Origin of the sequence: Chitinophaga ginsengisoli (genome assembly GCF_003014595.1) — a bacterium.
Lineage (GTDB): Bacteria > Bacteroidota > Bacteroidia > Chitinophagales > Chitinophagaceae > Chitinophaga > Chitinophaga ginsengisoli.
The window spans coordinates 705993-731535 of the sequence record NZ_PYGK01000002.1; the positions used below are offsets into that span (position 1 = coordinate 705993).

General features: G+C 43.1%; 25 protein-coding genes. 14 read left to right on the forward strand and 11 right to left on the reverse strand.

The window, feature by feature from the left end; genetic code table 11:
• The first annotated feature begins 86 nt into the window (after positions 1-86).
• Positions 87-1364, forward strand: a complete 1278-nt coding sequence (locus CLV42_RS07410) for a hypothetical protein (protein WP_106601252.1) — start codon at positions 87-89, stop codon at positions 1362-1364.
• A 130-nt stretch (positions 1365-1494) separates the two neighbouring features.
• On the opposite strand, the gene CLV42_RS07415 is transcribed toward CLV42_RS07410, so the two are convergent.
• The gene (locus CLV42_RS07415) at positions 1495-1839 is read right to left on the reverse strand and encodes an EthD domain-containing protein (RefSeq protein WP_106601253.1); all 345 of its coding nucleotides are present in this window, start codon (positions 1837-1839) and stop codon (positions 1495-1497) included.
• Between the two features lie 144 nt (positions 1840-1983).
• On the opposite strand from CLV42_RS07415, the gene CLV42_RS07420 reads away from it, so the two are divergent.
• The 3 genes from CLV42_RS07420 to CLV42_RS07430 are packed head-to-tail and all read left to right on the forward strand — an operon-like array spanning position 1984 to position 4801.
• A complete protein-coding gene (locus CLV42_RS07420; protein ID WP_262509991.1) occupies positions 1984-2298 on the forward strand; it encodes a winged helix-turn-helix transcriptional regulator in 315 nt (104 codons plus the stop codon).
• Positions 2299-2318: 20 nt separating this feature from the next.
• Complete coding sequence (locus tag CLV42_RS07425; protein WP_106601255.1) at positions 2319-3323, forward strand: SDR family NAD(P)-dependent oxidoreductase; 1005 nt, start codon at positions 2319-2321, stop codon at positions 3321-3323.
• A gap of 2 nt (positions 3324-3325) precedes the next feature.
• Positions 3326-4801, forward strand: a complete 1476-nt coding sequence (locus CLV42_RS07430) for a class I adenylate-forming enzyme family protein (RefSeq protein ID WP_106601256.1) — start codon at positions 3326-3328, stop codon at positions 4799-4801.
• A 629-nt stretch (positions 4802-5430) separates the two neighbouring features.
• Here the strand turns inward: CLV42_RS07430 and CLV42_RS07435 are convergent.
• From CLV42_RS07435 to CLV42_RS07445, 3 genes are all read right to left on the reverse strand, one after another.
• Positions 5431-7545 carry a hypothetical protein gene (locus CLV42_RS07435; protein WP_106601257.1) on the reverse strand — a complete coding sequence of 705 codons (2115 nt, stop codon included), beginning with the start codon at positions 7543-7545 and terminating at the stop codon, positions 5431-5433.
• Between the two features lie 11 nt (positions 7546-7556).
• Positions 7557-8519 carry a hypothetical protein gene (locus CLV42_RS07440; protein WP_106601258.1) on the reverse strand — a complete coding sequence of 321 codons (963 nt, stop codon included), beginning with the start codon at positions 8517-8519 and terminating at the stop codon, positions 7557-7559.
• Positions 8520-9461: 942 nt separating this feature from the next.
• The gene (locus CLV42_RS07445) at positions 9462-9908 is read right to left on the reverse strand and encodes a TIGR03067 domain-containing protein (RefSeq protein WP_106601259.1); all 447 of its coding nucleotides are present in this window, start codon (positions 9906-9908) and stop codon (positions 9462-9464) included.
• Positions 9909-10221: 313 nt separating this feature from the next.
• Between CLV42_RS07445 and CLV42_RS07450 the strand changes: the two genes are divergently transcribed.
• Entirely contained in the window at positions 10222-10845 is a 624-nt protein-coding gene (locus tag CLV42_RS07450) for an eCIS core domain-containing protein (RefSeq protein ID WP_106601260.1), read from the forward strand.
• Between the two features lie 655 nt (positions 10846-11500).
• Here the strand turns inward: CLV42_RS07450 and CLV42_RS07455 are convergent.
• The gene (locus tag CLV42_RS07455) at positions 11501-12880 is read right to left on the reverse strand and encodes a TlpA family protein disulfide reductase (RefSeq protein ID WP_106601261.1); all 1380 of its coding nucleotides are present in this window, start codon (positions 12878-12880) and stop codon (positions 11501-11503) included.
• Between the two features lie 272 nt (positions 12881-13152).
• On the opposite strand from CLV42_RS07455, the gene CLV42_RS07460 reads away from it, so the two are divergent.
• Both CLV42_RS07460 and CLV42_RS07465 read left to right on the forward strand, forming a co-directional pair.
• Entirely contained in the window at positions 13153-13566 is a 414-nt protein-coding gene (locus tag CLV42_RS07460; RefSeq protein ID WP_106601262.1) for a hypothetical protein, read from the forward strand.
• A gap of 59 nt (positions 13567-13625) precedes the next feature.
• Entirely contained in the window at positions 13626-14195 is a 570-nt protein-coding gene (locus tag CLV42_RS07465; protein WP_106601366.1) for a Crp/Fnr family transcriptional regulator, read from the forward strand.
• 121 nt (positions 14196-14316) lie between these two features.
• On the opposite strand, the gene CLV42_RS07470 is transcribed toward CLV42_RS07465, so the two are convergent.
• The 5 genes from CLV42_RS07470 to CLV42_RS07490 form a co-directional block, all read right to left on the reverse strand.
• Positions 14317-15111 (reverse strand): ATP-binding cassette domain-containing protein, encoded by a 795-nt coding sequence (locus tag CLV42_RS07470; protein ID WP_106601263.1) that lies wholly within the window; start codon positions 15109-15111, stop codon positions 14317-14319.
• A complete protein-coding gene (locus CLV42_RS07475; protein WP_106601264.1) occupies positions 15108-15884 on the reverse strand; it encodes an ABC transporter permease in 777 nt (258 codons plus the stop codon). Before CLV42_RS07475 ends, CLV42_RS07470 begins: the two co-directional genes overlap by 4 nt.
• Before the next feature lie 71 nt (positions 15885-15955).
• Positions 15956-17722: an OmpA family protein gene (locus tag CLV42_RS34140; RefSeq protein WP_106601265.1), complete on the reverse strand. Its 1767-nt coding sequence runs from the start codon at positions 17720-17722 to the stop codon at positions 15956-15958.
• Positions 17723-17766: 44 nt separating this feature from the next.
• Positions 17767-18759: a hypothetical protein gene (locus tag CLV42_RS07485; RefSeq protein ID WP_106601266.1), complete on the reverse strand. Its 993-nt coding sequence runs from the start codon at positions 18757-18759 to the stop codon at positions 17767-17769.
• Positions 18760-18769: 10 nt separating this feature from the next.
• Entirely contained in the window at positions 18770-19399 is a 630-nt protein-coding gene (locus CLV42_RS07490; RefSeq protein ID WP_106601267.1) for a hypothetical protein, read from the reverse strand.
• Between the two features lie 804 nt (positions 19400-20203).
• Between CLV42_RS07490 and CLV42_RS07500 the strand changes: the two genes are divergently transcribed.
• From CLV42_RS07500 to CLV42_RS07525, 6 genes are all read left to right on the forward strand, one after another.
• Positions 20204-20779: a Crp/Fnr family transcriptional regulator gene (locus CLV42_RS07500; RefSeq protein WP_106601269.1), complete on the forward strand. Its 576-nt coding sequence runs from the start codon at positions 20204-20206 to the stop codon at positions 20777-20779.
• Between the two features lie 124 nt (positions 20780-20903).
• A complete protein-coding gene (locus tag CLV42_RS07505) occupies positions 20904-21425 on the forward strand; it encodes a YceI family protein (RefSeq protein ID WP_106601270.1) in 522 nt (173 codons plus the stop codon).
• Between the two features lie 31 nt (positions 21426-21456).
• Positions 21457-21675 carry a tautomerase family protein gene (locus CLV42_RS07510; RefSeq protein WP_106601271.1) on the forward strand — a complete coding sequence of 73 codons (219 nt, stop codon included), beginning with the start codon at positions 21457-21459 and terminating at the stop codon, positions 21673-21675.
• A 5-nt stretch (positions 21676-21680) separates the two neighbouring features.
• A complete protein-coding gene (locus tag CLV42_RS07515; RefSeq protein WP_106601272.1) occupies positions 21681-22415 on the forward strand; it encodes an SDR family NAD(P)-dependent oxidoreductase in 735 nt (244 codons plus the stop codon).
• Position 22416: 1 nt separating this feature from the next.
• A complete protein-coding gene (locus CLV42_RS07520) occupies positions 22417-22872 on the forward strand; it encodes a nuclear transport factor 2 family protein (protein ID WP_106601273.1) in 456 nt (151 codons plus the stop codon).
• Positions 22873-22881: 9 nt separating this feature from the next.
• The gene (locus tag CLV42_RS07525) at positions 22882-23964 is read left to right on the forward strand and encodes an NAD(P)H-dependent flavin oxidoreductase (RefSeq protein ID WP_106601274.1); all 1083 of its coding nucleotides are present in this window, start codon (positions 22882-22884) and stop codon (positions 23962-23964) included.
• Between the two features lie 63 nt (positions 23965-24027).
• Here the strand turns inward: CLV42_RS07525 and CLV42_RS33670 are convergent, their stop codons facing one another.
• On the reverse strand, positions 24028-24162 hold the full coding sequence (locus CLV42_RS33670) for an alpha/beta hydrolase (protein WP_146154332.1): 135 nt from the start codon (positions 24160-24162) through the stop codon (positions 24028-24030).
• Positions 24163-24347: 185 nt separating this feature from the next.
• On the opposite strand from CLV42_RS33670, the gene CLV42_RS07530 reads away from it, so the two are divergent.
• Positions 24348-25532, forward strand: a complete 1185-nt coding sequence (locus tag CLV42_RS07530; protein ID WP_106601275.1) for an acyltransferase — start codon at positions 24348-24350, stop codon at positions 25530-25532.
• Positions 25533-25543: the final 11 nt, after the last annotated feature.

Genomic DNA, 25543 nt, shown 5'->3' on the forward strand with positions numbered 1-25543 from the left:
CAGAATCGGAAAATCGTTGGTACTGTAATTATAAAAAACAACCAGGCCAGATATATCAGTTCACGTTTCAAATATAAATCACATCTATGAAAGTCGTTATCATTCCTCTTCTTTGTCTTATCATTTCATTATCGGCAGATCAGCATGAATCTGGCAATCCCGCGTATGATTTTGCAGACTCCATTATCGCGAGGAACAACGGGATGCCTGCCGCTGCGGCAACGAATCTGTTAATGTTGTCAGTTGCGGGATATTACCATGAAAGTATGCTATATGAAGATTCGATCTCTACACCAAAGACGCCTGTTCGAATTACGCTCAATAATAAGCATGTACTTGATGCCCGCGAACTTATTCTCAGAGAAGCTGCGAAACATCGAATCATATTGATTAATGAAGCACATTTCCGCCCGCAGCATAGACTTTTTACTAAATCGATTTTAAGCGCCTTATATCAGCAGGGCTATAATGTTTTCCTTGCGGAAGGTATCTGGCCCAACAACCAGTTGGATAAAAGAGCTTATCCTGTAAAAGGCGAAGGCCACCTTCTGAATGAACCGACTTATGCCTCGCTGATCAGGTATGCGGCAAAGAAGGGTTATAAAGTCAGGGCCTATGAGTATGCGTCACAGCCTACATGGGATGATAGTGTCGTGCTTGACAAAAATGGTTCGATGAAATATATTAATTATCATCCCAGGGATTCTGTGTCTTTTATAAAAAATGAGAAGGGGGAAGTCATACAAAATGTATTTACATCAGTAAGGGAGGAGCAACAGGCGAAAAATATTCTTGCTATTATCCGTGCCAATCCAAAATCCAGGTTTATCATTCATGCGGGCTATGCTCATATCAATGAGTCGGGCCCGATGATGGGCAGCCAGTTACGCCAGCTCCTTAATTATGAAGATATCCTTACCATTGATCAGACTGAGTTAAATGAAAAACAAATTGTTATTGATACACTGACCAACGATACGATCCGTAGGGCTGAGGCCTTTGTGCTGGTTGATAAAACAACTAAAAAGGCCTGGAATTACTATGGGAACAGCTATCCGGTAGACTATACCATTTTCAATGCCAGCTTTAAGGACTCCCTCGGACGCCCCGGCTTCCTGTTTAAAGACGTAGAAAAGAGGGTAGTTACCTGGTTGAAACCAGCACTACTGAAAGATTGTGGTTGTGTATTCAGTGCTTATAACCCCGGAGAACTGAAGAAGGAGCACCAAAATGCCATAGCTACTGACGTGGTTTATGTCGATAATGAACATGTACGTCCTTTGTTGCTGTATAAAGGCATGCATACGATCGTGAAGAAAAACGCCAAGGGAGAGTATACCCAGTTTAGTTTGGAAGTCAAATAAAAACCAACCGATTTATTCCCTTAGTCCCGATTTCTGAGCCAATTCTTCTCTAATCTAATTCGTCATCCTGTAAATCAATAACGCACATCTAACCCATTAGTTAGATGTGTGTTATTGATACGGTTATTAATTATGCACCAGCTTTAATGATTGTTTCATTGGTTGCCATTGCAATATAGTTTGCAGTATCAAAAAATTTGGGCTCATCGGGATGAACCTTTGTTAAATAATTCTCTGAATTGAAGAAGGTGTTGAAATCCTCAAACGAGTCAAACGAGATTTCTACTACAGCATCGTATAAGGGCTTAGGAAAACCTTCAGCTACTATAGGGTGGTTAACTACATATTTTCTAACGTAAAGTTCTGTCTCAGGGATGGAACAGAATAAAGGAGCGTGCCGATTTTTGTGATAATCCACAAATTCTTCAAGGCTCATACCGGGTAGTTTTTGTACTAAAAACGTAAATTTGATCATTGTCTATTTATAATTTGACACAAAATTATTTCATTACTTACCTTATAGCAAGTACGCACAACTTTGTGCGTACTTGCTATGACAATTGATTGACCAAGCGATGTACAAAAAAAACTCCCTATTAGAATTGACTGTGGCCTGCACATATTTAAGGAACTCTTAGATGGCAAGTGGAAACTGATGCTTATCTATTATATTTCAGAGCAGGTAAAAAGACCAGGAGCATTGCAGAAGAAAATAGCGGTGGACAGACGAGTAATGAACAAACAATTGGATGAATTGGTAAAATATGGATTTGTAGATAAATTTTCTTTCGACACTAAAATTCCTAAAGTTGAATATCAACTAACACCTCTGGGATTTAGTCTGTTGCCGATAATACAAGATTTGGAGCAATGGGGCGAAAACAATAGAGCTGTTTTAGAGGCAGCGCTTAATGGGAAGTCCTCCCCTACGTAAGTGATAAGTCACTTAATCAGATGTTACTGACGTATATTTCGATGATTTGTTACTTAACAGAAAGATTGATAACTTCATATTCCGATGCCGACATTGTTAATCTAACTTGTTGTCAGCAAAATAAAGCTTTAGAACATGCCCGACTGCCTATGAGCCACGTTACACTCACCGACTATGAGGATAATAACCAACAAAGTTTCTGGGAGCAATGCTTGTTTCCAGTTGCCAAACCCGTAAAAATAAGGCTGTCAAGAAAATTGTCCGGTAAAACTATCCTGCTGACGGGGGCCAGCTTTGGTATTGGAGCCTTGGTCGCAACTCTCCTTGCCGAATATCAGGTAAAATTGATATTGGTAGCAAGGACAAGGGAGAAATTGGAAGAATTACAACAGTCGTTGCAGGGCAAACGGGCTACGGTCTTCATTGTTCCCTCCGATCTGCGGGAGGAAAGGGCGATTGATAGTTTGCTGCAGGAGTTAAAAAGAAGAAATGTTGAAGTTGACCTGTTTATCAACAATGCCGGAAAATCAATCCATCGCGGTCTAGACCAATCACTGGACCGTTACCAGGATACACAACGGTGTAGTGCAACCAATTATACAGGACCTGTACAATTGTTATTGGGGTTATTACCTGTTCTTATTAAAAACAGAGGTCATATTATAAATGTATCTGCTCTCAATGTATTGCTGCCGTCAACATCAGGTTGGTCAGCCTATCAATCATCGAAAGCAGCTTTTGATCAGTGGTTGCGCTGTATGGAGCCGGAATTGAAGATCAGAAATGTTACTGTAAGTAGTGTGTACTTACCATTGGTGCGCACCCGTATGAGTATGGTGAACGAAAAGAATCATGGCAGGATGGCCATGAGCAAAGCAAAAGCGGCGAACATAATTTTGAATTGTATCGTGCTTGGCAAAAGGAAGTACAGGCCCTGGTGGACAGGTTTTGTATTATTGTGGTGTTCGTTGTTTCCGAATCTATGGTACCGGATGCAGGTGTGTTATTTAAAAAAAAATAAATAGCTATGCGGACCATCTTTCAGTTGTTACGGCTTCGGTGTCTCACCCCTTATTCTTTGTTGCTACTGTACAGAGCAAAGAAAAAGCATGGCAATAATTTATGTTTCCTGCTGAAGTTTGCTGCCGATTATTATGGTTCTGAGACAGCGATGGCAGATGAAAATACCCAGTTAAGCTTTAAACAACTCTACGAAAAAGTACTGCGGCTTACCTTTGTAATCCAGCGAAAAATACAAAATGAGTTGAACAATACTGCGGTGTTGATTTGTAATAACTCGATAAATCATATACTCGTCCTGTATGCCATTCAAAACCTTGGTCTAAAACTAGCGCTAGTAAATGACAAATTGCTACCCGGCGATATTTTTAAAATAATAGACAAGCAGGCCGGTGCCTGTACGATTTTTGCATCCGGGTCGTCTATTGAAAATGCTATTGATATAGACGACTTACTAACGCATATAAACGGAGGGGGAAAAAAACAGTATTACTCAAAAAATCATGCCCGCGTGATTTTTCCTACCTCAGGTACTACTGGCGATATAAAATTGATAGAAAAGAAAACCGGGGAGTTTTATTGGGTGCAGTCTTTTGCTGACCTTGTGCAACGCACGGCTATCGATAAAAGGAATGCTGCCTATATTGCCATTCCTGTTTCCAGCGGATTTGGGTATACTGCTTTATTGTTTACGCTGATATTGGGAAAGAAGGCAGTAGTATCTGGTGCCAAAAATATAATCACAGTTGCCGGCTTCTTATCGCAACAGAAGGTGGATTTACTGGTGGGAGTGCCAACAGTCCTATATAAAGTGGCGCAACAACTGGAACTTGAAAAGCACGCCGTGATCTCTATCATCAGTAGTGGTGCCGCGTTGAATAAAACCATTTTAAACAAGCTAGCCGGGTTGACCACTAATATTTTTAGTCTGTATGGTAGTACTGAGGCCAGCACTTGTTTTATTGCCGATTATACACAACTAAGCCTCGATTCATGTACATTAGGAACTCCATTAAAAGGTGTGAAGTATCAGATACAATCCCTACTTGGTGGCGGGAAAGAATTGCTGATACAATCTCCATTGGCCAACGCAAGTTCCGGATCGGGCTGGTTAGCTACCGGTGACCTGGTAGTAGAAGATGGTAATGGAGGTATTATATGGTGTAGCCGTAAAGATGACATGATCATAAAAATGGGTACTAATATTTATCCCATAGAAATTGAACGACAATTGCTGCAAATCGCCTGCATTGAAGATGCCTATGTTGCCGGTGAAAAGGATGTGGTAAAAGGAGAAATAATTGTGGCATTTATAAAAATAAAGCCAGGTACTTCATTCGATGAAAAGCTAGTACGGGAAAGCCTCCGACTGGTCTTATCCGGCATCAAAGTGCCCGATGAAATTTATATAGTTGATTACTTTAACTATACAAGCACGGGCAAGAAGATCAGGCCGGCTAGAGCGATCTCAAAAAAAGAATAGCTGAACAAAGTGGTCAGTAGTGCAAAATCAGCCCGCGTGATTAGTGTTCGACAGATCACTCCACCAATCTGTCTAGATTTTTCCTTTGGCTCGGTGAAGACAAAGGGATATTTGACTTTTAGGATGATCAGCCGCCAACTTCCATAAAGAGACCAGGGCCTAAGCTATTTTTGGTCTTGATCCGGCCTACGTCTAAGTAAGTATGAATATGAAGTAGCTATGGAATATAATATAAACACTAAAAATGGGAAAGCCGCTCTGAGAGCGGATTTCCCATTTTTAGTGCCCCGGTAGCGGTAGATTTCAAAATCAAACATTATTGATTATGAAGTTGTTATATAGGAAATTAGATTGGTTTATTGAAATAAATCAATCATCTCTTTGTTTTCAGATGCTGCCGCCATACCCCTACCAAGCGCCCATATCTCTGCTTCCCATTTTTTCCAGGAATCAGTATCAGGGTTACTGAGACTTATTAATGTATCAATATTATGCCCGGATATTCTTACAGTATAACTTACTCCGTCTACAGTTATTCCTTTGCTGCCTTCAAATAAATTGACGTTGAAAATATCCCTTAAATCAGCAGTACGGTTTTCGAACCAAATTATATCAATTTTAGATTCCTTTTATTTAAACAGATTCCCAATAATCGAAAAATCAATAGAGGCTCCAATTGCCCAACCAACCTTCCAATCAATATTTGTGCGCAGGTTAAAATCTTCCTGGGTAATGTTTGTTTTTTCAAATTTGAACCCATTCGAAGTATCAAATGTATTGACCTTTCCGAAATGACCGCCAGCGAAGAAACTGCATCCTCTTGAAAATTCCCAATTAAGGCCGAAAAACAGGTTTTGGAATACTTTATCACTAATACCCACTCCTACTGTTGGGTATATACGTTCCCATATAGGGCGCATATAAAGATAGTTTTTGGAGTGAAGCTGTGCATTGGTAACAGGATTGTTAATGTCGGATAATTTCTTTCGACCCTTTTTAATCTGAGACCTGTTTACATAGTATTTTATCAAAGTGATTGGGGATGTATAAAGTGTAGCAAATACGGTCCCGTATCCACGATTGTGTGCTTCTTCTTGTTCTGCAACGTTTAAGGACGTATTGCTGGGATCGGGTAGGATACTATAGGTTGGATCAGTAAGCCATGTGTTTAAGAGACCAACACTTATATTGGCTGTGAATGACCTCGTCATTGGAATGGTATAGTTTAAATCTCCTTTCTGTTGTTTACGATCTAAAAATCTATATACTTCAAAGTCGATATCTGAATCGGCTGTTCTGATGACAAGGGTATATTCTTTTAAGGAAGGTTTATTTTCACCTTTGCCGGTAAGTTCTCCGTTGACTGTAGTTCTGGTATTTTCAATGCGGTTAGTACCTGTGAAAGATGCTTTTGTTGTTTTAATACCATAAGATACAGTTTTCCCATCACTTGTTTTTTCCAGGTATATTACATGTACTACGTATTGTACTTCCGGCATGCCTTGTGGAATTCCGGTGATTAACGAGTTTCCCATCTCATCCAGAAATATATGTACGTAATTGGGGCCTCCGTAAATGTATTGGCTATTGTCCTTTATTTTTGTGTTCAGCATGATGCCGTAAGGTGTCAAGATGATATTCTCCTTTCCGAAAGTATTGAAAATAGCCTCTTCGTAGGCAGAAGAACCACCTGCAAGCAAGTTGTCATTGTCATCATCATCATCGCTATCACCGGATGATTTTTTTTCATTGATGGCGATATTATATTTATCTGAGTTGTCGGGATCTGTTAATTCAATTTTTGTCACTTCGTTAACGATGCCAAAATCGGTGGCATCTTTGGCCTGCTGCTCTACCTTTACGTCAGTAGAACACGTGTTTGTTCCATCGGTGATGGTTAGCGTATTCGTACCTGCGGTTTGTGGCGTTCCCATTCCTGTCAGTACTATTTCCTGTACGCTGGTAGTGGTTATATTAAAAACGCCACTAAAAAAGTATCCATTTTTGAGTGACGTTGAAATGATATAATATCCTTTTGCAGATGGTTTAATTTTAAGAAGGAGTTTATTCGCTGAATTTAGTTCTTTACCCACTTGCAAGGCACCTTCCATGGTAAATTCCGTGCAATTTGATCCTGTTTTATCAATGCTGACAGTAGCTGTTGTGAGGGCTGTACCTGCTGCTATGCTTATAGTTGTGGGAGTTGTAAGCCCTCCGCATAGTATATTGAAAGACGCTGTACCTGCCTTCGTAGGCGTACCAAGGGCTTTCAATGTTACTACCTGTGGACCTTCTTCCAGAAAACCTGTAGCATAAAACTGTATCCCATTTTTTATATCAGTAGTGGCAGTGTAGAAACCCTTGGTGGTAACAGTTACGTTTACCTTTAGAAGCTGGCTGCCATCAGTTGGGCTACCTACTTTAAAAGAGCCTGCTATATTAGCCGACCCTGGTATGAATGATAGCTGAGCAGTTCCTGATTTTAGAAAAACAGGAACAGGGTCCAGGGGGATGTCCTTCCCATTTGAATCATTCGCTTTGGTTTTAAAATCTTTATTATTATTGACCCGAATCATTAAGGCAGCAGACCGGTTAATAGTGACAGTTTTGCCTTTTATATCAGCATCTTTTATATCTGTTGGTTTGGGATCTACGTCCTGAGGGTTTCTATATGAAATCGTCTGGGAATTTGCGGTAAACCTAAATAACGTGATGCATATAAGTAGCAGAATAAGTTGTTTCATTTAAAATGAGTTTAGTCGATTTGTAAAGCTATTCTGATGGTTTGGTAAGGAATTACATAAGTGAATTGTTGTTTGATATCTCTTCCAAGTACGATTCCCAGGATCCTTCTGCTGGTCGGTTCATATACAGGGCAGCCTGAATCACCGGGAGCATTGATACATGGTGAAAGTTGTATTAGATTGAAGAGCGTTTGCGCGCCGAAGGGGTAGTTAAATGTAGCGATGCCTATAGCAGAAGTAACAAAGCTTCTCCTTCTACCTGATACATTGCCGATCATATGAACGGGGAAGGGATTTTTAATCACTTCATTAGGTAATACAATAGGGTCATCTACATTAAACACATCATGCATGGGTTGTATAAATTGTTGTAAATGTGGCGGAATAAATGCGACGGCTGCATCTATCTGGGCGTTGACTATTCCGTTTTGTAATATGCCTACGGGGCGAATGGCATTGTTCACTTCGCAATTTATATCGACCGGGTCACCTGGATGGATCTCCCTCTCTATATGCCTGAAGCCCTTTCGTAATTCATCAAACCCCAGTACGTGCATGTTGCTAAGTACATATGGTCGTCTGTCTTTTGTGACGATGGGGCCTAATGATCCGGCGAATTTCGATAGATCAAATTCAAAACCATTTTGCCCTGGAAAAATATATGTGAGTTCATTTTCTCCAGTTTCAACGACATCCGTTGGGATTTTCAACTTCTCACCTTTATAAGTAACGGTTAAATAAGGAGGTATGAATTCAGGAGAAGAAACTTCCTTTTTTTCTGTCACATGAAACACCACTGCATATCTATTTAATTGCTTTTGATCTCTCGTTTTTCTGGTGATGTTTACACCTACTATATTGGCGTATTTAGATTTCCATTTTTTGTAGTTCTTTCCTAGGTGTTTTACCAGGTGTTTATACAGACCTTCCTTCTTGAAGGTGTTCTTCATGTGCGTGGGGATGGGGTAAGACATATGTCCTTATGTTTAGTTTATGAAATTATAACAATGCGATTTCCCAGGAAATACCAACTACTTTGTATTTTTTGATGCATAAGCTGATCTGCTTATCGGCCTTGTGAAGGAAGAGCTACTACTGTGTAGAAATGTATCTGATATTTCTTTGGCCGCTGTTGGAGTTCTATGATGTATTCAAATCAACTCCAGATGGGGCCAACTTGCGCTAAAATGAGTGAAAGATGGAAATGGCCTGTAAGCCGAATACTTACAGGCCAAGTGCCCAGTAGCGGAATATTCTCGAACCAAATAGTTCTGATTATTAAAAACTTAAGAAATGAAAACAAGAGTGCCGCCCGACAGCTCCTTTGAATGTGTGAGTCTAAAAAGGTGATTTAAGAAGATTTGGATTGACTGTCGATTTCTGCTGGGTAACGGGCCACTTCGGAGCCAGCATGTTTGATTGTTATCAAAATGTATAGCTCATTTTGGCTGCTTAACAATAAACTCAAAATTTCTGATGGATAGATACTTTGCGACTCCTGTTCAGCTAGACAAGATCTTTATGGAACCTATTTGGGCAAATGATATAGTAAATGATGCAGCTCCACTTTCTTATCACCACCAATAGGTAGTTTGTGCTCTGAAATATAGTGTGAAGGATTGTGCTTTTAAATCCTTTTGAGTAGGAGTAATGAGAAAGTATAGCACTTTCCGCGTTACCTAGCACACTGGTAAATCCTTGACTATCAATAAAGCTAATAATGTCTATGACTTTATCTTGTAGAGCATCTAGTGGCTCCTTGCAAAGTATTAGAATACAACTTCGCAATAGCTTAGAAGTATCCCTGCAAAAGACTGCCAATAACAACTAAGCTTCGCACCTGACGAAGCTTAGTTGTTATTGGCAATATTAATTTGACGAATCCTCCCTTTCTACAAGCATTATGATTAGGTGTTTCATAAACCCTTTCGCTTGCAGATAATCAACTCTTGATTGTTTTTGTCTGATATTTCTGTTGGACGCATATTTGGAGGGGCGACTACAATCTTCAGCGAATCTCCTTTCAACTCATAAGCAACGCTGACAGACGTCGTATCGGTAACCATATCCACTGGTTGAATAATAATCAACTTCAGGTTGCTAATGGTGTCCAACTTAAACGAATAATTCATCTCCTTTCCCGTCTCGTCTGTAAAGGTAAGTTTATTTCCTTTGAAGACATATCGGTAGGCCACATCTTTTTTGATGCCGTTTTGGCTTTCTGATTGCGCCAACCATACACCTTGTATGTTTGATTGGTCAGTAGATTTTACCGCATCACCAGCACCGCCACACGACAAAGCACAGACAACAATCAGTAATATGAGGGAGAGAATGGAAAACTGCAGTCTATAACTTTTCATATTTTATAAAACTCTTAAAAAATAATATGATCAAATATAACAATTATGAGAAATACTGTAACTAATAAAGTCCAGATATCCCAATTGGTTAAAAGAATTAGCAAGAGAGGTGTGCAGCCTCCTGCGATAACCAGCTTTTGTCTGGATAAAAGCAACAGGTGACACGAACTTACATTCCGGCCGGCAATTGGCGCTGCAACAATCCTTATCAGCCCCTTATTTACTGAATATCAACCAATTAAAATCTTATCCAAATTAACGCTAAAATAAATCAGGATATTTCTTAAATTTCAGCTGTAATTCTCTATTGCTTATGTCCCAATCTTATCATACCCTCCAGAGAGAACAAGCTACCCGTCGTTCTGCTGCAGAAAACACCTCTTCAAAAGGCCTACAGTTCAAAGCCGTAAAACCTTTTCAAAAGAAAAGTAGTGACGCTCCTGTTCAAGCCCAGGAAGATGAATTATTGCAGGGCCGTTTTGTAACGCAGCTACAGGGAGATTTGGAAGAAGAAATGCCCGCACAGTTTGTGCTGCAGAAAGCGACTTTGCCAGAAGAAGAACCACCGGTAATGGGGAAATTCACTGCACAGCTGAAACAGAATAATACTGGCATGCCTGATCAGTTAAAATCAGGTGTAGAGCAGCTTTCCGGCATGAGCATGAACGACGTGAAGGTACATTACAACTCCTCCCAGCCGGCACAATTGAATGCGCTGGCATATGCCCAGGGAACCGATATTCACATAGCCCCCGGACAGGAAAAACATTTACCTCATGAGGCATGGCATGTAGCCCAACAGAAACAGGGACGTGTAGAGGCCACGACGCAGATGAAAACAGGTACTCCTGTGAATGATGATCCGGGACTGGAGCACGAAGCCGATGTAATGGGAGCACAGGCGATGCAAGTGGGTACGCAGAGCGTGACAGAATAAATCATTTTACTAGAAATAAAAAGCGAATGCCATCCTAAGAATACGGGATGGCATTCGCTTTTCCAGGACTGCAAGCAAAACGATATATAGAGAATCTTTCGGGATCTCTTTTATCCCAAAACGCCGCCCAAATAGATACTATTACTATACTGTCTATTTATCTCTCCTCTAATTACTTTGTAAAGATACAGAAGGGCTAAGTCCGTCCGTATTGATAGGGCCTTCTGCAACACGAAGTTTACTATTTGTTAGTGATCTTTCGTGATTGAGGCTATAATGTATTTAAAAGTGAGTAATAGGATGCTCCTTAACCGTCGGAGCTTTAAATCATAGGTTAAATCATAGGTTAAATTAGAGGTTGTTCGCAGGTTGGTCGTAGGTTGGTCGTAGGTTGGTCGCAGGTTGATCGTTCGCGACCGATCAAAGGGCGATCAAGCTATTAGCAATGTCCGTTCTATTAATCTTCCATTCCGATATAAAGCTAAGGTGATAAGTGGAATATAAGTTGGAACATGGAAATATATTCCGGATATCCAAAGTTGATGGATCGAGCTCCAAACTTGTTCGTATGTATCTCCTAAAAGGTAATATTATTCAGAACAGCGATAGTAGCTCTCATGGATGATTATCATCTACAGTTAAAGTATGGCTATGCTCAGCGACCGTCATGTGTATTTTTGGAAACTGTTTCCAGCTGGTCTTCTATAAGCCTACTCTTTCCTACACCCACTATACGTAAAATAATCTTCCCCTCCGGATCAATCAGGATCTGTGTCGGAAATGCCGCTACTTTGAACCTGTTTACAATAGAAGAACTGCTTTTGTCTTTATTGTCTTCAAACAGATGTATCCATTGCATTCCGTTTTCCTTAATGAGTTTATCAAGTACAGGAAGGTTCTTCTTCTCGTCGTAAGCAATACTGACAATGGAAAGGATATGCTTATATTTCCGATCAAGGGCAACCAGATCGGGTATAGCGCTTATACAGGGATTACACCAGGATCCCCAGAAATCAAATAATACATATTTGCCGCGCAGCGTATTGAGTTCAAACAATTGCCCGTTCATTGCCGGACGGCTAATGGGATAAGCTATCTGGCCAGTTTCACTTCCTGTAACAGATTTTCCTTTTCCTGCATGTTTTAGCACTATCTGGCGACCAACAGGATCAACAGCAGCGAAAATATATTTATTATGCTGCACAAGCAGCGTATCTCCCAGGTTGTAAGAAGTTACGGCAGCACTGTCTGAACGCTCGCGAATAAAAATGTTTGTATTGAGCGAATCATAGAAAAACGGCGGATGGTAAGCAGCCATACAAACAATCTTATATTCTTTTCCCCCAAGCTTCGCTATACCTCGGCTGTATTCGTTCACAAAAGCGACCGCGTAATGTTGCTGCTCCGCCGGATTGCTATATCGAAATGCAGTTTGATAGGGAGATATCTGAAGGTTTATCTTCCTGTTATATACTTTTCCATTGTATGCAAACTGGTAGTCAACATCCTGTCCCGGTACAAGCGCCTCTGCCGCTTTTACACTCAGACCTGATGCAGCTGTGTCATATGTTAGCTGCTTGTCATCGCTAAAATCAAGGTTATTATTTGCATCTGTTATAAGCACCCGCCTGCCGTCAGCGGTAATGCCAGAAAGGATGTGTACTGTATGTTTTATCGGCAGACTACTCAGAGACAATGTATCCGTATGTTGTCTGTTAAGCTCCTTTACAAGCATGTCTGGCGGCATCTTTCCGTCCAGGCGTTTGTATAATTCATACATTCCCTGCGGAGGTTGAAAGTCTAACTCTTTGATCATTGTCTGGGTTAAACCTGCGGGTATGCCCTTGAATGTCTTTGCAGCGTCAAAATTGATGCTCTCAGGTCCATAAAGATTTGTCGGGTTCAGGCTTGGCGTCCAGTCTCCTTTTCCAACCACCCGTTTTAAAGCTATCATGCTACCCGAAGACTGGGCACGGGCATTTTCTATGAATGATCCGATAAAGACGAGTAATATGATGAATGATCTTTTATTCATACTTTTCGGTTAACTTAACTGTGATGAAATATAAGCGTTAGATCACCCATATCAAAATATTCAACGATCCGGGTTCCTGACTACGCATGTTCGATAATGATCACATTAAAACGGAAACGGCTATTCCACCTGTCAGGATAACCTGAGACGGCCCTTTTATAAAACTACTTTAATTTTAGTCTTATTCTAATCCTGTTACTTTGCTACAAACATAAAAGAATGCAGGCGGGCCCCCTACGTTCCATCATTCACCAATAAATAGTAGCCAAGGCATGAAAACAACTGAGATCAACAAATCAGCATTACAGACGACAGGTACATTGGCACCGGATGGACCAGTATATATGTTAAATCTGTTGCGCTATAAGGAATATGCAGATTATAACAATGCTGCAGGTCCCTCACCCTGCTCCGGCCGCGAGGTCTATATGCAGCGATATGTCAGGGAATTCAGGCGGCTAGCCGACGAGCGCGGCGTCAGGTTATTATTCCTCGGTAGTGTAGGTATAAACCTTGTGGCACCGGATACAGAACAGTGGGATGATGTTGCGCTGGTTGAATATCCTGATTTCTCCACATTCCGCGATATTGTAGATAGCATTGCGTATCTTGAAGATGCCGAGCCGCACAGGCTGGCCGCGCTGGAAGACTGGCGGCTGATCGCCACCAATAAAGTGGCCTTGTGATCATTCCCTCCCGGGAGATCACAGCCAGTGGAGGTATCTTTTTTAATAAACAGCTGAAAATGAACGAATCAATTCTGAAAAATTTCGAAAGACACATTTCCCTGGATGCCTCAGAAATTGAATACGTTCAGTCCCTGCTACTATCTAAAAAGGTGAAGAAAAACACGGTTCTCCTGCAAACCGGAGACATCAGCAGATACATATACTTTGTTGAAAAAGGGTGCCTGCGTATGTACAATACAGATGATAAAGGCCAGCAACATATCGTCACCTTTGCCCCGGAAGGCTGGTGGTCGGTCGACTTATCCAGTTTTTACACCGGCGGACCGGCTTTTTATACAATAGATGCATTAGAAGATACAGAAGTGCTCTTTCTTAGTAACGAAAGTGTGGAATTACTGTATGAGAAAGTGCCAAAATTTGAACGCTTCTTCCGTATTTTCTTTGCGAATGGATTGGTATTGTACCAACGCCGGATGACCGCCCTCATTTCCCAATCCGCAGAGGAGCGATACTTTCAGTTTCAAAAACGTTATCCTGGTCTCGAACAAAGAATCGCACAAAAACATATCGCTTCTTATCTGGGTATCACACCCGTTTTTTTAAGTATGCTGCGAAAACGCCTCTGATAAAATAACACAAAAAAAGAAGGCCGCCCCAAATGAGACGGCCGTTCGTGGCGGGTTAACAAATGCGCTTTTTGCGCAGGTATTTCAGGTAAGGGATAACAGGAGCTGACCCGTTATTACATTATAAACTGGCCTTTATTTCATCTAACGTATCAGCGAAGGCCTTTTCACGCCGTACGTCTTTTTGCCATGCCAGACCTCTTTCCACGAGGTCTATTTCCTGTTTGACAGTAGCGCCGGGTTGCCCCTCCTCCTTTCCAAGGATAAATACTGTATCAGAAATAGCTACACTCGTTTCAATATCGTGCGACACGATTACCAGGGTTTTCAATTCGTCAGAGACTGATACCTGCAATAACATATCCACCACTTTATCCAACACGCAGATATCAAGTCCTGAAAAGGGTTCATCAAACAGGAGAAAGGCCGATCCTTTTAGTAGTTGCTGCATAATACTGGCACGCTGACGCTGACCGCCAGACAATTGCTGTGGGTATTTATGCAGAATGTCTGTTACTTCAAATGCAGTAGCCCATTTGGCAATAGCATCTTTTTCATTGCCCTTTAAGGCAGGGTTTTGCCTGCAGGCCATCATCAATGACTGGTAAATGGTCTTCCATTCAAACAGGTAATAATGCTGGAATACAACGCCCATATCCCCCGCTTCCACCTCCTTGTTACCAAATATGGTAATGCTTCCTGAAGATGGCTGCTGTAAGCCCGCCAACAAGCGGAATAACTGTGTTTTACCAATACCGCTTCGGCCTAGTAAAGACACTACCTGTCCCTGGCTCATACCCGGGCGTACAATATTCCGGATGGTAAAATTGACATCCCTTAAGATGGAGCGTTCACCGTAATTCAGGTCGACATGTTCCACCTCCAGCAGTACCTCTTCTTTAGTATATGTCATCATGTTGTTTTCTGTGATCTTGTGTAAGGAAATAGCCAGCTACGGATGGTTGCCAGCATATAATCGAAGAACAATCCCAGCAGGAATATCAGCAGCTGTAATGCCAGTACATTGGTCAAATCGTTATACTTATTGTATTTGATCAGTAAGGCCCCTATCCCACCTTCACTCATACTAAGTCCCTCTACCATTGTGATCATCAGCCATGAGATGGCAAAGTTGTGCTGCAGTATCTCCAGTACCTTGTCGGCCTTACCGATGACGATCACCTCGTATAGGGTTCGCCAGCGGTTATACCCCAGCGTCTTACACAGATCATACTCCTGCTGAGGAATATGCACGATGATCGACAGGAAGGAAGTCACAAAGAAGGGAACGATACCGAATATCAGCAGCCATAGTTTGAGTGCGCTACCGTTTTGCGTCAGCAGGGTAAATACAAAAATGAGCCCTGCCAGGGTGAGGTACCGGCATTTCACAATAAACTGTGCGATACCTTTAAAAAACGGCAATACAGACAAATAAGCAAAGACCAACGTGATAGCAATAGAATACAGCATGGCCTTCATCGTCAGTAAGAAACTGACCAGCACATTATCTATCAGCGTTTTGGTGGTAGATAAGTGTGCCAGGGCTGCCACTACTTTGCCAGGCTGTGGCATCAGCCCATCAGATGTTACGTGCCACAGCGTCAGGGCCAATATCAATTGCGACAATACCAGGATCAGGAATGTCTGCTTGCTAATGATGGCGAAGGGTTGAAATAATTTCTTCATGCGGATCGTATTTTAAAAAGAGAAAAAAGATAGCCGCCGGCCTTTTGCCAGACGGCTATCCGGGCTAATTGTTACTGGCCTAAGACGATTTCCACCCTTCTGTTTTGACGTCTGCCAGCCTCTGTGTCGTTATCAGCTACCGGTTTGGATGCACCAAAACCTTTTGCCTCTACACGGTTCACAGAAAGCCCCTTCTTCACCAGGTAATCTTTTACAGCAGCTGCACGCTTCTCTGACAATGGCACGTTGATATCATCAGCACCAACGTTGTCAGTATGTCCGTATACACCTACCTTCAGTCCTTCTGCTACTACTGCAGATTCAAAGATCTCGTTCAGCATTTTCAGTGACGTAGGTTTGATCACAGCGGAACCGGTCTCAAACTCGATGCTATAGGACTTTGAAGACACTTCTGACGTAATCTCCGAAGCATACTTCGTTTCAATGGCCTTACCTTCCAGCAATTCCGGGTGATTTGACAACACCGAGAACAGGAATGATTTGTCTACCGCTTTCTCATAAGGCATATATGATGGCATCAGGGCTGGATACATTTTCACCATCAGGCTACCGAAAGTGTTGTACACGGCCTTATACCTGTCAATCTTGTCTTCACCCAATCCGAAGGTATTCGCCATGTCCTGCAGGTTAAATACTGCTGATCCACCCAATGTTACCTTCAGTCCCTGGATATCCTTTTCTTCCACACCATTGTAATATTTCAGCCAGTAGTTAGCGTCCTGTTCGTTATACACCTCAGCGCTTACTTTAGCCGCAAAGGCTTTGGCATCGTTGAAAGAACGTACCTGGTCGCCCGCCTGTGCCAGGGCAATGATCATATTCTCGATATCGGTCCTGTGATCGTTTGCCCATTTCCTGATCGCGATAGTCTGGTTAGGCATCTGCGAAGCGTACTGTTTGGTGCTGGCGATCGTTACCAGTCCACCTTTCTTCGTTGATACGTTTACGTCTCCGGGCGTCCAGGTGGCCACCGCATCCACACCTACAGTAGTGTCTTTACCGGTCGTTTTACCATTCACCACTACCTTACGGCTTTCGGTATAACCGGTGATGTACTTGTTAGGTGCATCCAGGAAGTCGTTGGCCGCAATAATGTTGATAGCAGTAGCATCGTAGGTGGTTTCGTCAGGGTTTACCTTCAGACCATTATCCCCTGCCCATTTCAACAGAATATTGATGTCACCGTCACGCAATACACCTGCCACGCATTTACCGATAGCGGTTTTAGGATCAGCCTTCCATTGCTGCGGGCCCATTACCTGGTCTTCACCATATGACTTACCGTGTGTAACAGGGATGATCACGGGCTGATATTCAGGTCCAAGTGGGTCCAGCTCTTTCGACAATGCAGTCATAAAAGCAGGCATACCGTCGCCCATGAAGGTGATGAGCACACCTGGGGTGTTGGCATCCTTTTTATATTCCTGGGCAAACTTTACCAGGTCGGCCATCTGCTTGTTACAGTCATCCTGCCGTACATAGGTGATGTCCAGTTTTGCATTGTCGAACAGGGATCCTTTGGTAGTACGTACACCACCGTTGGCATACATCCCTGAGAACTGGCTGTTCCAGGCCATACGTAACCAGGTGATCTGTGTGCCACCATTTCCTGCAGGTTCACTGCCGGGTAAAGGCACCTTTACAGCATTACCGCTTAAAGAGGCGTCAGGTGCGTCAGGTAATACTACCTTACCTACTTCCAGCGACTCGCCCACTTGTTTCGGGCGGCCCTGATACCATCTTACGCCTATAATGCCGGCTGCTACTACGGCAGCTATAATGAAAAGTTTTCCTGCGGGTTTTAATTTGATTGCCATTTTATACTGTGTTTAGTCTTGTTAAAAATTGTTTGTGATAAATGTTAGTCCAGTAAGCCTCTGTGCCTGTCTGGTGTCTGCACACCTTTCAATCTTCCGCTGTCGCTGTTTCTGTTCAGCGCAGACTGCGTATAGTTGAAATCGGAATGCACATCGAAACTGTTGATCAGCTCTATTGCCTGTGCTGACTTGGCCTTATCTTCCAGTACCTTATCGTCCATAAAACGGGAGGTCACATCGATGGCCGATTTGATATGGCCGATCTTCTCCCCGATACGTACTTTCAGTATGGCCAGCGCCTTCTCGGCATCCTGGTTCAGACCATCGTCGCCCTTGAATGCTTTCATTGCACTGCTCACAGCCGACAATCCGGTAGTGACAGAGTAATACAGATCCTTTTTAGCTTCCAGGTCAAGCTTCGCGTCTTCCAGCATGATACCACTTTCCTCGTATGCAGCATCTGCAAAGGAAACCAGCTTGTTCAGGTCACCCACGATGGGCGTTACATTATCTATGTACTCCCTGCAGCGGATCACGTTGTTAGCATACAGGTCTATCTGCCTGTTGTTCTTGTTTTCGCTTTGCAGGATCTTTACCTTCTGGATGTTCAGCTGTAATTCCTTCTCCTTTTCTTTCAGCTTGTCCAGCAATTCGCTCTGCTTACCTTTCAGTTTCGCGCTTTGTTTGAACAGGGTATTCCTGTCCTCATAACCCTGATCGATCTTAGCCTGCAGAATCGCAAATGGATTCAGTTCTATGGCCAGACCAACCGTGTAGTTCGCGATGAATTCTGAGAAGTATTTCAGTGCGCGCCAGAACTTTTTGTTGGTGAACAGCATCAGCAGGAAACCGAGTACGACACCACCGATCACCAGGTTGACCAGGTTCCAGGTTACTGTCACCAGCCATGGTAATACATAGGTGGCAAATGTATAGCCCAGCCCCACGAAGAGCGAGATACCCACTACTGTGGTGGCTACATTTTTAGGCTCGGAAAACCAGTTTGTTTTTACAGCCTTATTCATTACTTCATTCATGTCGTATGTTTTAAAGTATGTGTTGCTTTATTTTTTCTATGTCCTGCAGCAGCTTGTTCCTGTTGCCTGTCATGGCAGCTTCGTAACCGCTGGTGCTGTTTTCGATCTTTGCTTCGTTCTCCGCGATTTCCTGTGTGAGCACACCAATCTGTTGCTGCAGGTGTTGTATTTCCTGCGACAGTTTTTGTATGTGTTCCTGCACCTGCTCCACTTCCTTTTTCTTGTTCTGCACCTTGTCAAGCAAGGCCTGGTCTACCGTGTTATGAAAGGCTGCAGCATCTGCATCCAGTATCTTCAGGTATTCCTGCGCGGAGGACAGGAGTTTTTGTTTGTCCAGTCCCTGCGCCTGCAAACCGGCGAAGGCAGCGACGAAGCGGGCACTCTCGTCTTTGATGACATGCATCGCTTCCGTCATTTTTGCGAACTCATAGTAGTCCGGACCGGGAAGGTTTGCATCAGCAAACAACTTGTTGAAGTAGTCGCTGAATTTGTGATCCGTATCCGTAGCAGCACGTGTTTCCGTACCACGCGGAGGCGGCGGAGATGCTTGCACAGGGTGCGTTGTAGCATCCTCCTCTTTTTTTGTCTTATCCTCCATTTCTATGAAGGCTGATAAGATTTTTTTACCTAGTGAAGGCATAACATTGTGTTTTATAAGGGTGAATAAATCACTGAGTAATGGGCATAGCTCCGCCAGCACGACTTTTCATCGCGTTTTTTTCCTAAAGCCTTATCAGGGGGAAAAGGAGGCAGACAATGCCTGACATACGGGGGCAGATAGCTATGACGCCAGTATTACTGACACGTAGCCTGCTGTTGGTGATGACGTATAAGAGTGCCTGCAATGGCAGCCTGTATAGCCAACGACTGGAAGTTTTACATTGTAGTCTGGAAATTTGTACGAATGAATAAAACCCAGGTTTTGTACCTGCTGAGCCGCTTCGCAACTCCGTTAAATTCTGTACTGTAGATTTTCTTTACAGGGTGGGAATTTCCGGTGGTTATAGCTCTTCAATGAAGGCGAGCTATCATCTTACCCGAAAAACTGTTTGTCATGTTCTTTGGAGATTGACTCCGTTTTGATTTGATGACTCAAAGATATGGCGCTCTTAACATTTCCTTGACAACTACCAATATGAGCGGTAAACTGGATTGTAGAATGGTTATCGGAATTGATGAACGGTAATATACAGGTATAAGCGAAAATATAGGAGTTTAAGCGGCACATCTCTAATTTGAACGGAACCTCAATAATGACCTTACAATCAAATAATTGCAGGGGTATGCAATATTTAGGGAACCCCGGCAACTTATCAAGCCTCCAGAGGGAAAAACACTGCGGAATGCTTTCCTTCCAACCAATAGCAATATACTGATAACCATTCACTTAACCATAACAAAGCACCCCATTTAAATTATCACAACAGTTTCCTACCTTTAAAACATGAATGGCCAGGAATTATTAAAACAGCACATTTCTAAAACCGCAACGCTGACTGACGAGCAGTTTGATTACTTCTTTTCACATTTTACTCTCCTGTCCTTCAAAAAGGGGCAGACGATCATTAGTGAGGGAGATGAGGTAGACTGCGAATATTTTGTCGTTTCCGGCTGTTTGAAGGCATTCTTTATCAATGACGACATTAAGATGTACATCCTGCAATTTGCGATGTCTACATGGTGGACGTCTGACTATAATGCGCTTTACAGTCATTCCCGGGCTACTATCAATGTAGATTGCATTACGGATGCTGAAGTCCTTTGTCTGAAAAGTGCAGACCGCGAAAAGCTCTGCGCTGAAATACACCAGGTAGAACATTTCTTTCGCTGGCGAACAAACAGGGGTTATGTAGCTTCACAGAAAAGGCTCCTTTCTTTTATGAATAACGACGCCAAAAAACGTTATGAAGAGTTGTTGACCCTCTACCCCGAATTATATAACCTGGTACCGAAACACCTGATAGCCGCTTACCTGGGCATTACCAGGGAAACATTAAGCAGGCTTTATAACGGTCGTTAACCCTCCCTGCGATGTGATGTATGTCACATAATTAATGAATGTGATGTACGTCACGTAACCACCTTGAAATTCCTTTCTTTCTTTGTGTTGTCAAATCAAACGTAAACAATTAAACATACACAAAATGGAAACGAAAAAATTTCAGATCGTAAACGCACAAAGTAATATAGACTGGACCGGCCGTAAAGTAACCGGCGCACATAATGGCACTATCGGTATCAAAGACGGTACCCTGATCTTCACTGATGGTAAATTGTCTGGTGGCAACTTCGTTATAGATACCACCTCCATAAAGATCCTGGATGTCGCAGATCCTGCTACAAATGCACAATTCGCCGGCCACCTGGCTTCAGACGATTTCTTCTCTATCGACAAATATCCTGAAGCGACCCTGCAGATCACCAGTGTATCAGCCAATCACGTTCAGGGCGACCTTACCATCAAAGGTATCACTCATCCCGTTGCTTTTGATATCACTATCAACGCCAGCAATGGCGATACAGTAACTGCCTCCGGTAAACTGGTCATTGACCGTACCAAATATGGTATTAAGTTCCGCTCCGGCAACTTCTTCAAAGACCTCGGAGATACACTCATCTACAACGACTTTGATCTCGATGTAACTATCACAGCAAAAGCTGCCTGATATAACACTTCACCCCTAAAAATTTACGAATATGCCTTACGTAAAGATTGAACTCACCCGCGAGGGAGTTACCCGTGAGCAGAAACAACAATTGATCAAGGGTGTAACAGACCTGATCACCGATGTACTCAATAAGGATCCCCAGCTGACACATGTTGTCATACAGGAGGTGAACCTTGACGACTGGGGATTCGGAGGCGAACAGGTATCTGTTCTCCGCGAAAAAGGAATCACAGCAGATAAAAAATAAGAACAATGAAAACGCAAACAGTGATCGTTACCGGAGCGTCTTCCGGTATCGGTAAAGAAATAGCAAAGTACTTCCTCCAGAGAGGAGATAATGTAGTCATCAATTCCAATACAGCAGATAAGCTGGAAGCAGCATTCAAAGAGCTCGGCGGAGGCAGCAACCTCGCTATGGTTGCCGGCAACGTGAGTGATAAAAAGACCGGTGAAAAGCTGGTTGCCACAGCAGTTGAAAAATTCGGTGCTGCGGATGTACTGGTAAACAACGCCGGTATATTTGAAACCAGGCCATTCCTTGAAGTGGACGAAGCTTATCTGGACCGCTTTCTGAACACTAACCTGAAAGGTACCTATTTCACCACTCAGGCAGTGATCCCTCAGATGTTGAAACAGCACGGTGGCGTGGTGATCAACATAGGTACTCCCTTAGTTCATCATGCATTAGGTGGCGTACCGATCACCGCACCCATGTCCAGTAAAGGAGCCATTCACTCATTGACGTTGCAGCTGGCAGCTGAATTCGGTAAAGATAATATCCGGGTGAATACCATCGCACCAGGTACGATCCGAACGCCTATGCATGGAGATGATGCTGATAAAACCGCCGGTCTTCATTTACTGAACCGCATCGGCGAAGTGGAAGATGTTGCTGAAATGGTTTATACGGTAGCAAAAAGTAACTTCATCACCGGCACGATCATCAATGTAGACGGTGGCGCAGGTGCCGGACATCATGTAAATTGATATGAAAAAATTATTGTCAATACTCGCTTTTATGGCCTGCATTCCGCTGGCCATAAAAGCTCAAAAGACTGATCATATGGATACGCAAAAAGCTGATATAGCAGCTATTTCCGAAACACTGGAAAGCTATTATTTCAAAGGCATTTATGAGGGTAACCTGGAGTTGTTGAAGCCGGTGTATCACCCTGGCACCTTGCTTTTCGGGGATGTAAAAGGGCAGCCTTATGCCAAAACGCTGGAGCAATATCTCGATGGTGTAGCACACCGCCAGAGCCCAAAAGATTCAGGGAAACCATTCAAAGGGGAAATTGTATCCGTCAGGGCCGTCAACTCTATCGCGGTAGCCGAGGTGAAGGTAAAAATGTATGACTTTAATTATCACGAGTTTTTATCTTTCCATAAGATAGATGGCAAATGGCTCATCGTCAATAAAATGATCAGCGACGTTCAGGAATAACTTTTAATCATGTGGTACAATACAAAAGTAACGGAGATGCTGGGTATTAACTACCCCATCTTTCAGGGTCCCTTTGGAGGCCGTCTTTCATCTGCTGAACTGGTGGCGGCGGTATCAAATGCGGGAGGTCTGGGAGGCTATGGGGCTTATACCCTCACACCGGATGAAATCATCGAAACAAACCGGGAGATCAAGGCGGCTACAAACAAACCTTACAATATCAACCTGTGGGTGTCAGATACTGACGCCATCAATGGCACAGTGACAGAAGACGTATATGAGGAGGTAAAAACACATTTCAAGCCCTACTTTGACGAAGCAAATGTGCCTATGCCTGAGAAGCCCGCATCCTTTAAAAGCAGGTTTGAAAACCAGGTGGAAGTGCTCCTCGATATCCGTCCGAAAGTTTTCAGCTTTGTGTTTGGCATACCATCAGCCGATGTGCTGGAACAATGTCGTAGGAAGGGCATCATTACGGCAGGTGCAGCTACTACACTGGACGAAGCTATCGCACTTGAAAATGCCGGCGTAGACCTGATTATCGCGTCCGGTTTCGAAGCAGGCGGACACCGGCCCTCATTCCTGGGTACGGCAGCATCTTCTTTCACCGGTACTTTTGTATTACTTCAACTGATCAGGGAGAAAGTTAAAACACCTGTTATAGCTGCCGGTGGCATTGCGAATGGTAAGGGTATCGCTGCAGCATTGACGCTGGGCGCCAGCGGGGCACAGGTAGGAACTGCATTCCTGGCCTGCGACGAATCCAACGCGCTCCCGATTCACAAACAGATGTTATTCTCCGACGCTGCGAAATATACAACACTCTCAAAGGCTTTCACCGGCAGGCTGGGCCGGGGACTGGCCAACAGGATCACAAGAGAAACCGGAAATGAAAATAGGGTGCTGCCCTTTCCATTACAATCTGCGTTTATATCATCACTGAGAAGTGCTGCTGTTCAACAGCAGAAATGGGACATGGTTTACTTCTGGGGAGGCCAGATAGCCCCCATACTGAAGCATACAAAAGCTACTACACTGATACAATCGTTAATAGAAGAAACTTCTGCCTGTTTTGTTGATCTTAAGGTTTAAGGCAGAGGGTCAACCAGATGTAAGCAAAAAGACTACGTAATGTAGTCTTTTTGTGTTTTATGGCTAATGGGAGGTGGCCGCTATTTTTTCGATGGCCTGCGTCAGCAGCGTATTGAACGCCGAAGGCTTTTCATTCATGGGATAATGTCCTGTTCCATGAATAGTTAATAATACATATGCAATTCCTTTCTTCGTCAATCCAGTTGTATCAGTAGGTGTAGTGTTTCATAAACATGTTTTCTGGTAAATACCGGCAAATTAAGAAAAATCTGTTCAGAACACCGGTTTCGTGCAACTTTCAGACGCCTGTCGCGACCTTATTATAGGACCGATTTTGTCTGTATTCAACTTATCATCATAAATATCTTACGGTCGTACTAAAAATGATAAAAAACGTTCAGCGGGACACTTGGGTAGATTATCTGCGGGCTACGATCACTGTACTGGTGGTGGCTCATCATTCCTCACTCGCCTATACCACATTCGCACATTTCGACAAAGAAGCGTATATCAACTCCACCCACCCTATCGTGGATAACAAAAGATGGATAGGGCTGGATATATTCGAGAATTTCAACGACATATTCTTCATGTCGCTCATGTTTTTTATCGGAGGATTATTCCTTACAAAAAGCATCGCTAAAAAGGGCATGATGGCTTTTATCAGAGATAGATGCCTTCGGCTGTTCATCCCCTTTATTTTCATCGGAACACTGTCAAACCTGATCGCTCACTTTCCTTCTTTCTATATTGCTCATAATGATGGTCATCTCAAAGCATATATCACTGACTTCTTTACCGTCGAAAAATGGCCTGTCGGCCCGCCTTGGTTCATCTGGGTACTGTTTGCTTTCAATCTGCTGTTTGCGCTGATATACATGCCTGCTAAACATATATTCAGCAGAACAGGCAACCTGATCAATCACCTTGACAACCGCCCGGTGCTTTGTTTTCTCCTACTGGCTGTGCTGACGTGGATATTATATGTACCGGTAGCCTATCATATCGGAGCCGGTATGTGGACCGGCTGGGGTCCATTTGACTTTCAGTTAAGTCGTATCCTGTTGTACTTCGGCTATTTTTTGACCGGCGCTATTGTCGGGAATGCTGATTTTCACAACGGTATCTTCGCCAGGGACTCCATACTGGTTAGCAGATGGCGGATATGGATAATACTGGCGCTGGCCGTCTATCTGATCCTGACGGTAAGCGGGCAGTATGAGGTATTAAAGCATCTGGTGATAAAAGGCGCATTACCTGAGTTTACAGCCTGGATGATCTACTATACCGTCTATGTGCTTTCCTGTACGCTGAGCTGTATTGCTTTCCTTACCACCTTCAGGGCCCTGGCCAATAGATCGAAACGCTGGATTGATTCATTGGCCGACAATGCCTACCTGATATACTTAATTCACTACATCTTCGTCCTCTGGACACAACTCTTCCTGCTGGATCTTGCTACGCCCGCTTGGGGAAAATTCCTGATCGTATTTTTAAATGCGCTGGCCCTCAGCTGGATGATCAGCCTCCTTTTAAGAAGATTTCATGTGGTGAAGAAGTACCTGTAAAACAGCTTGTC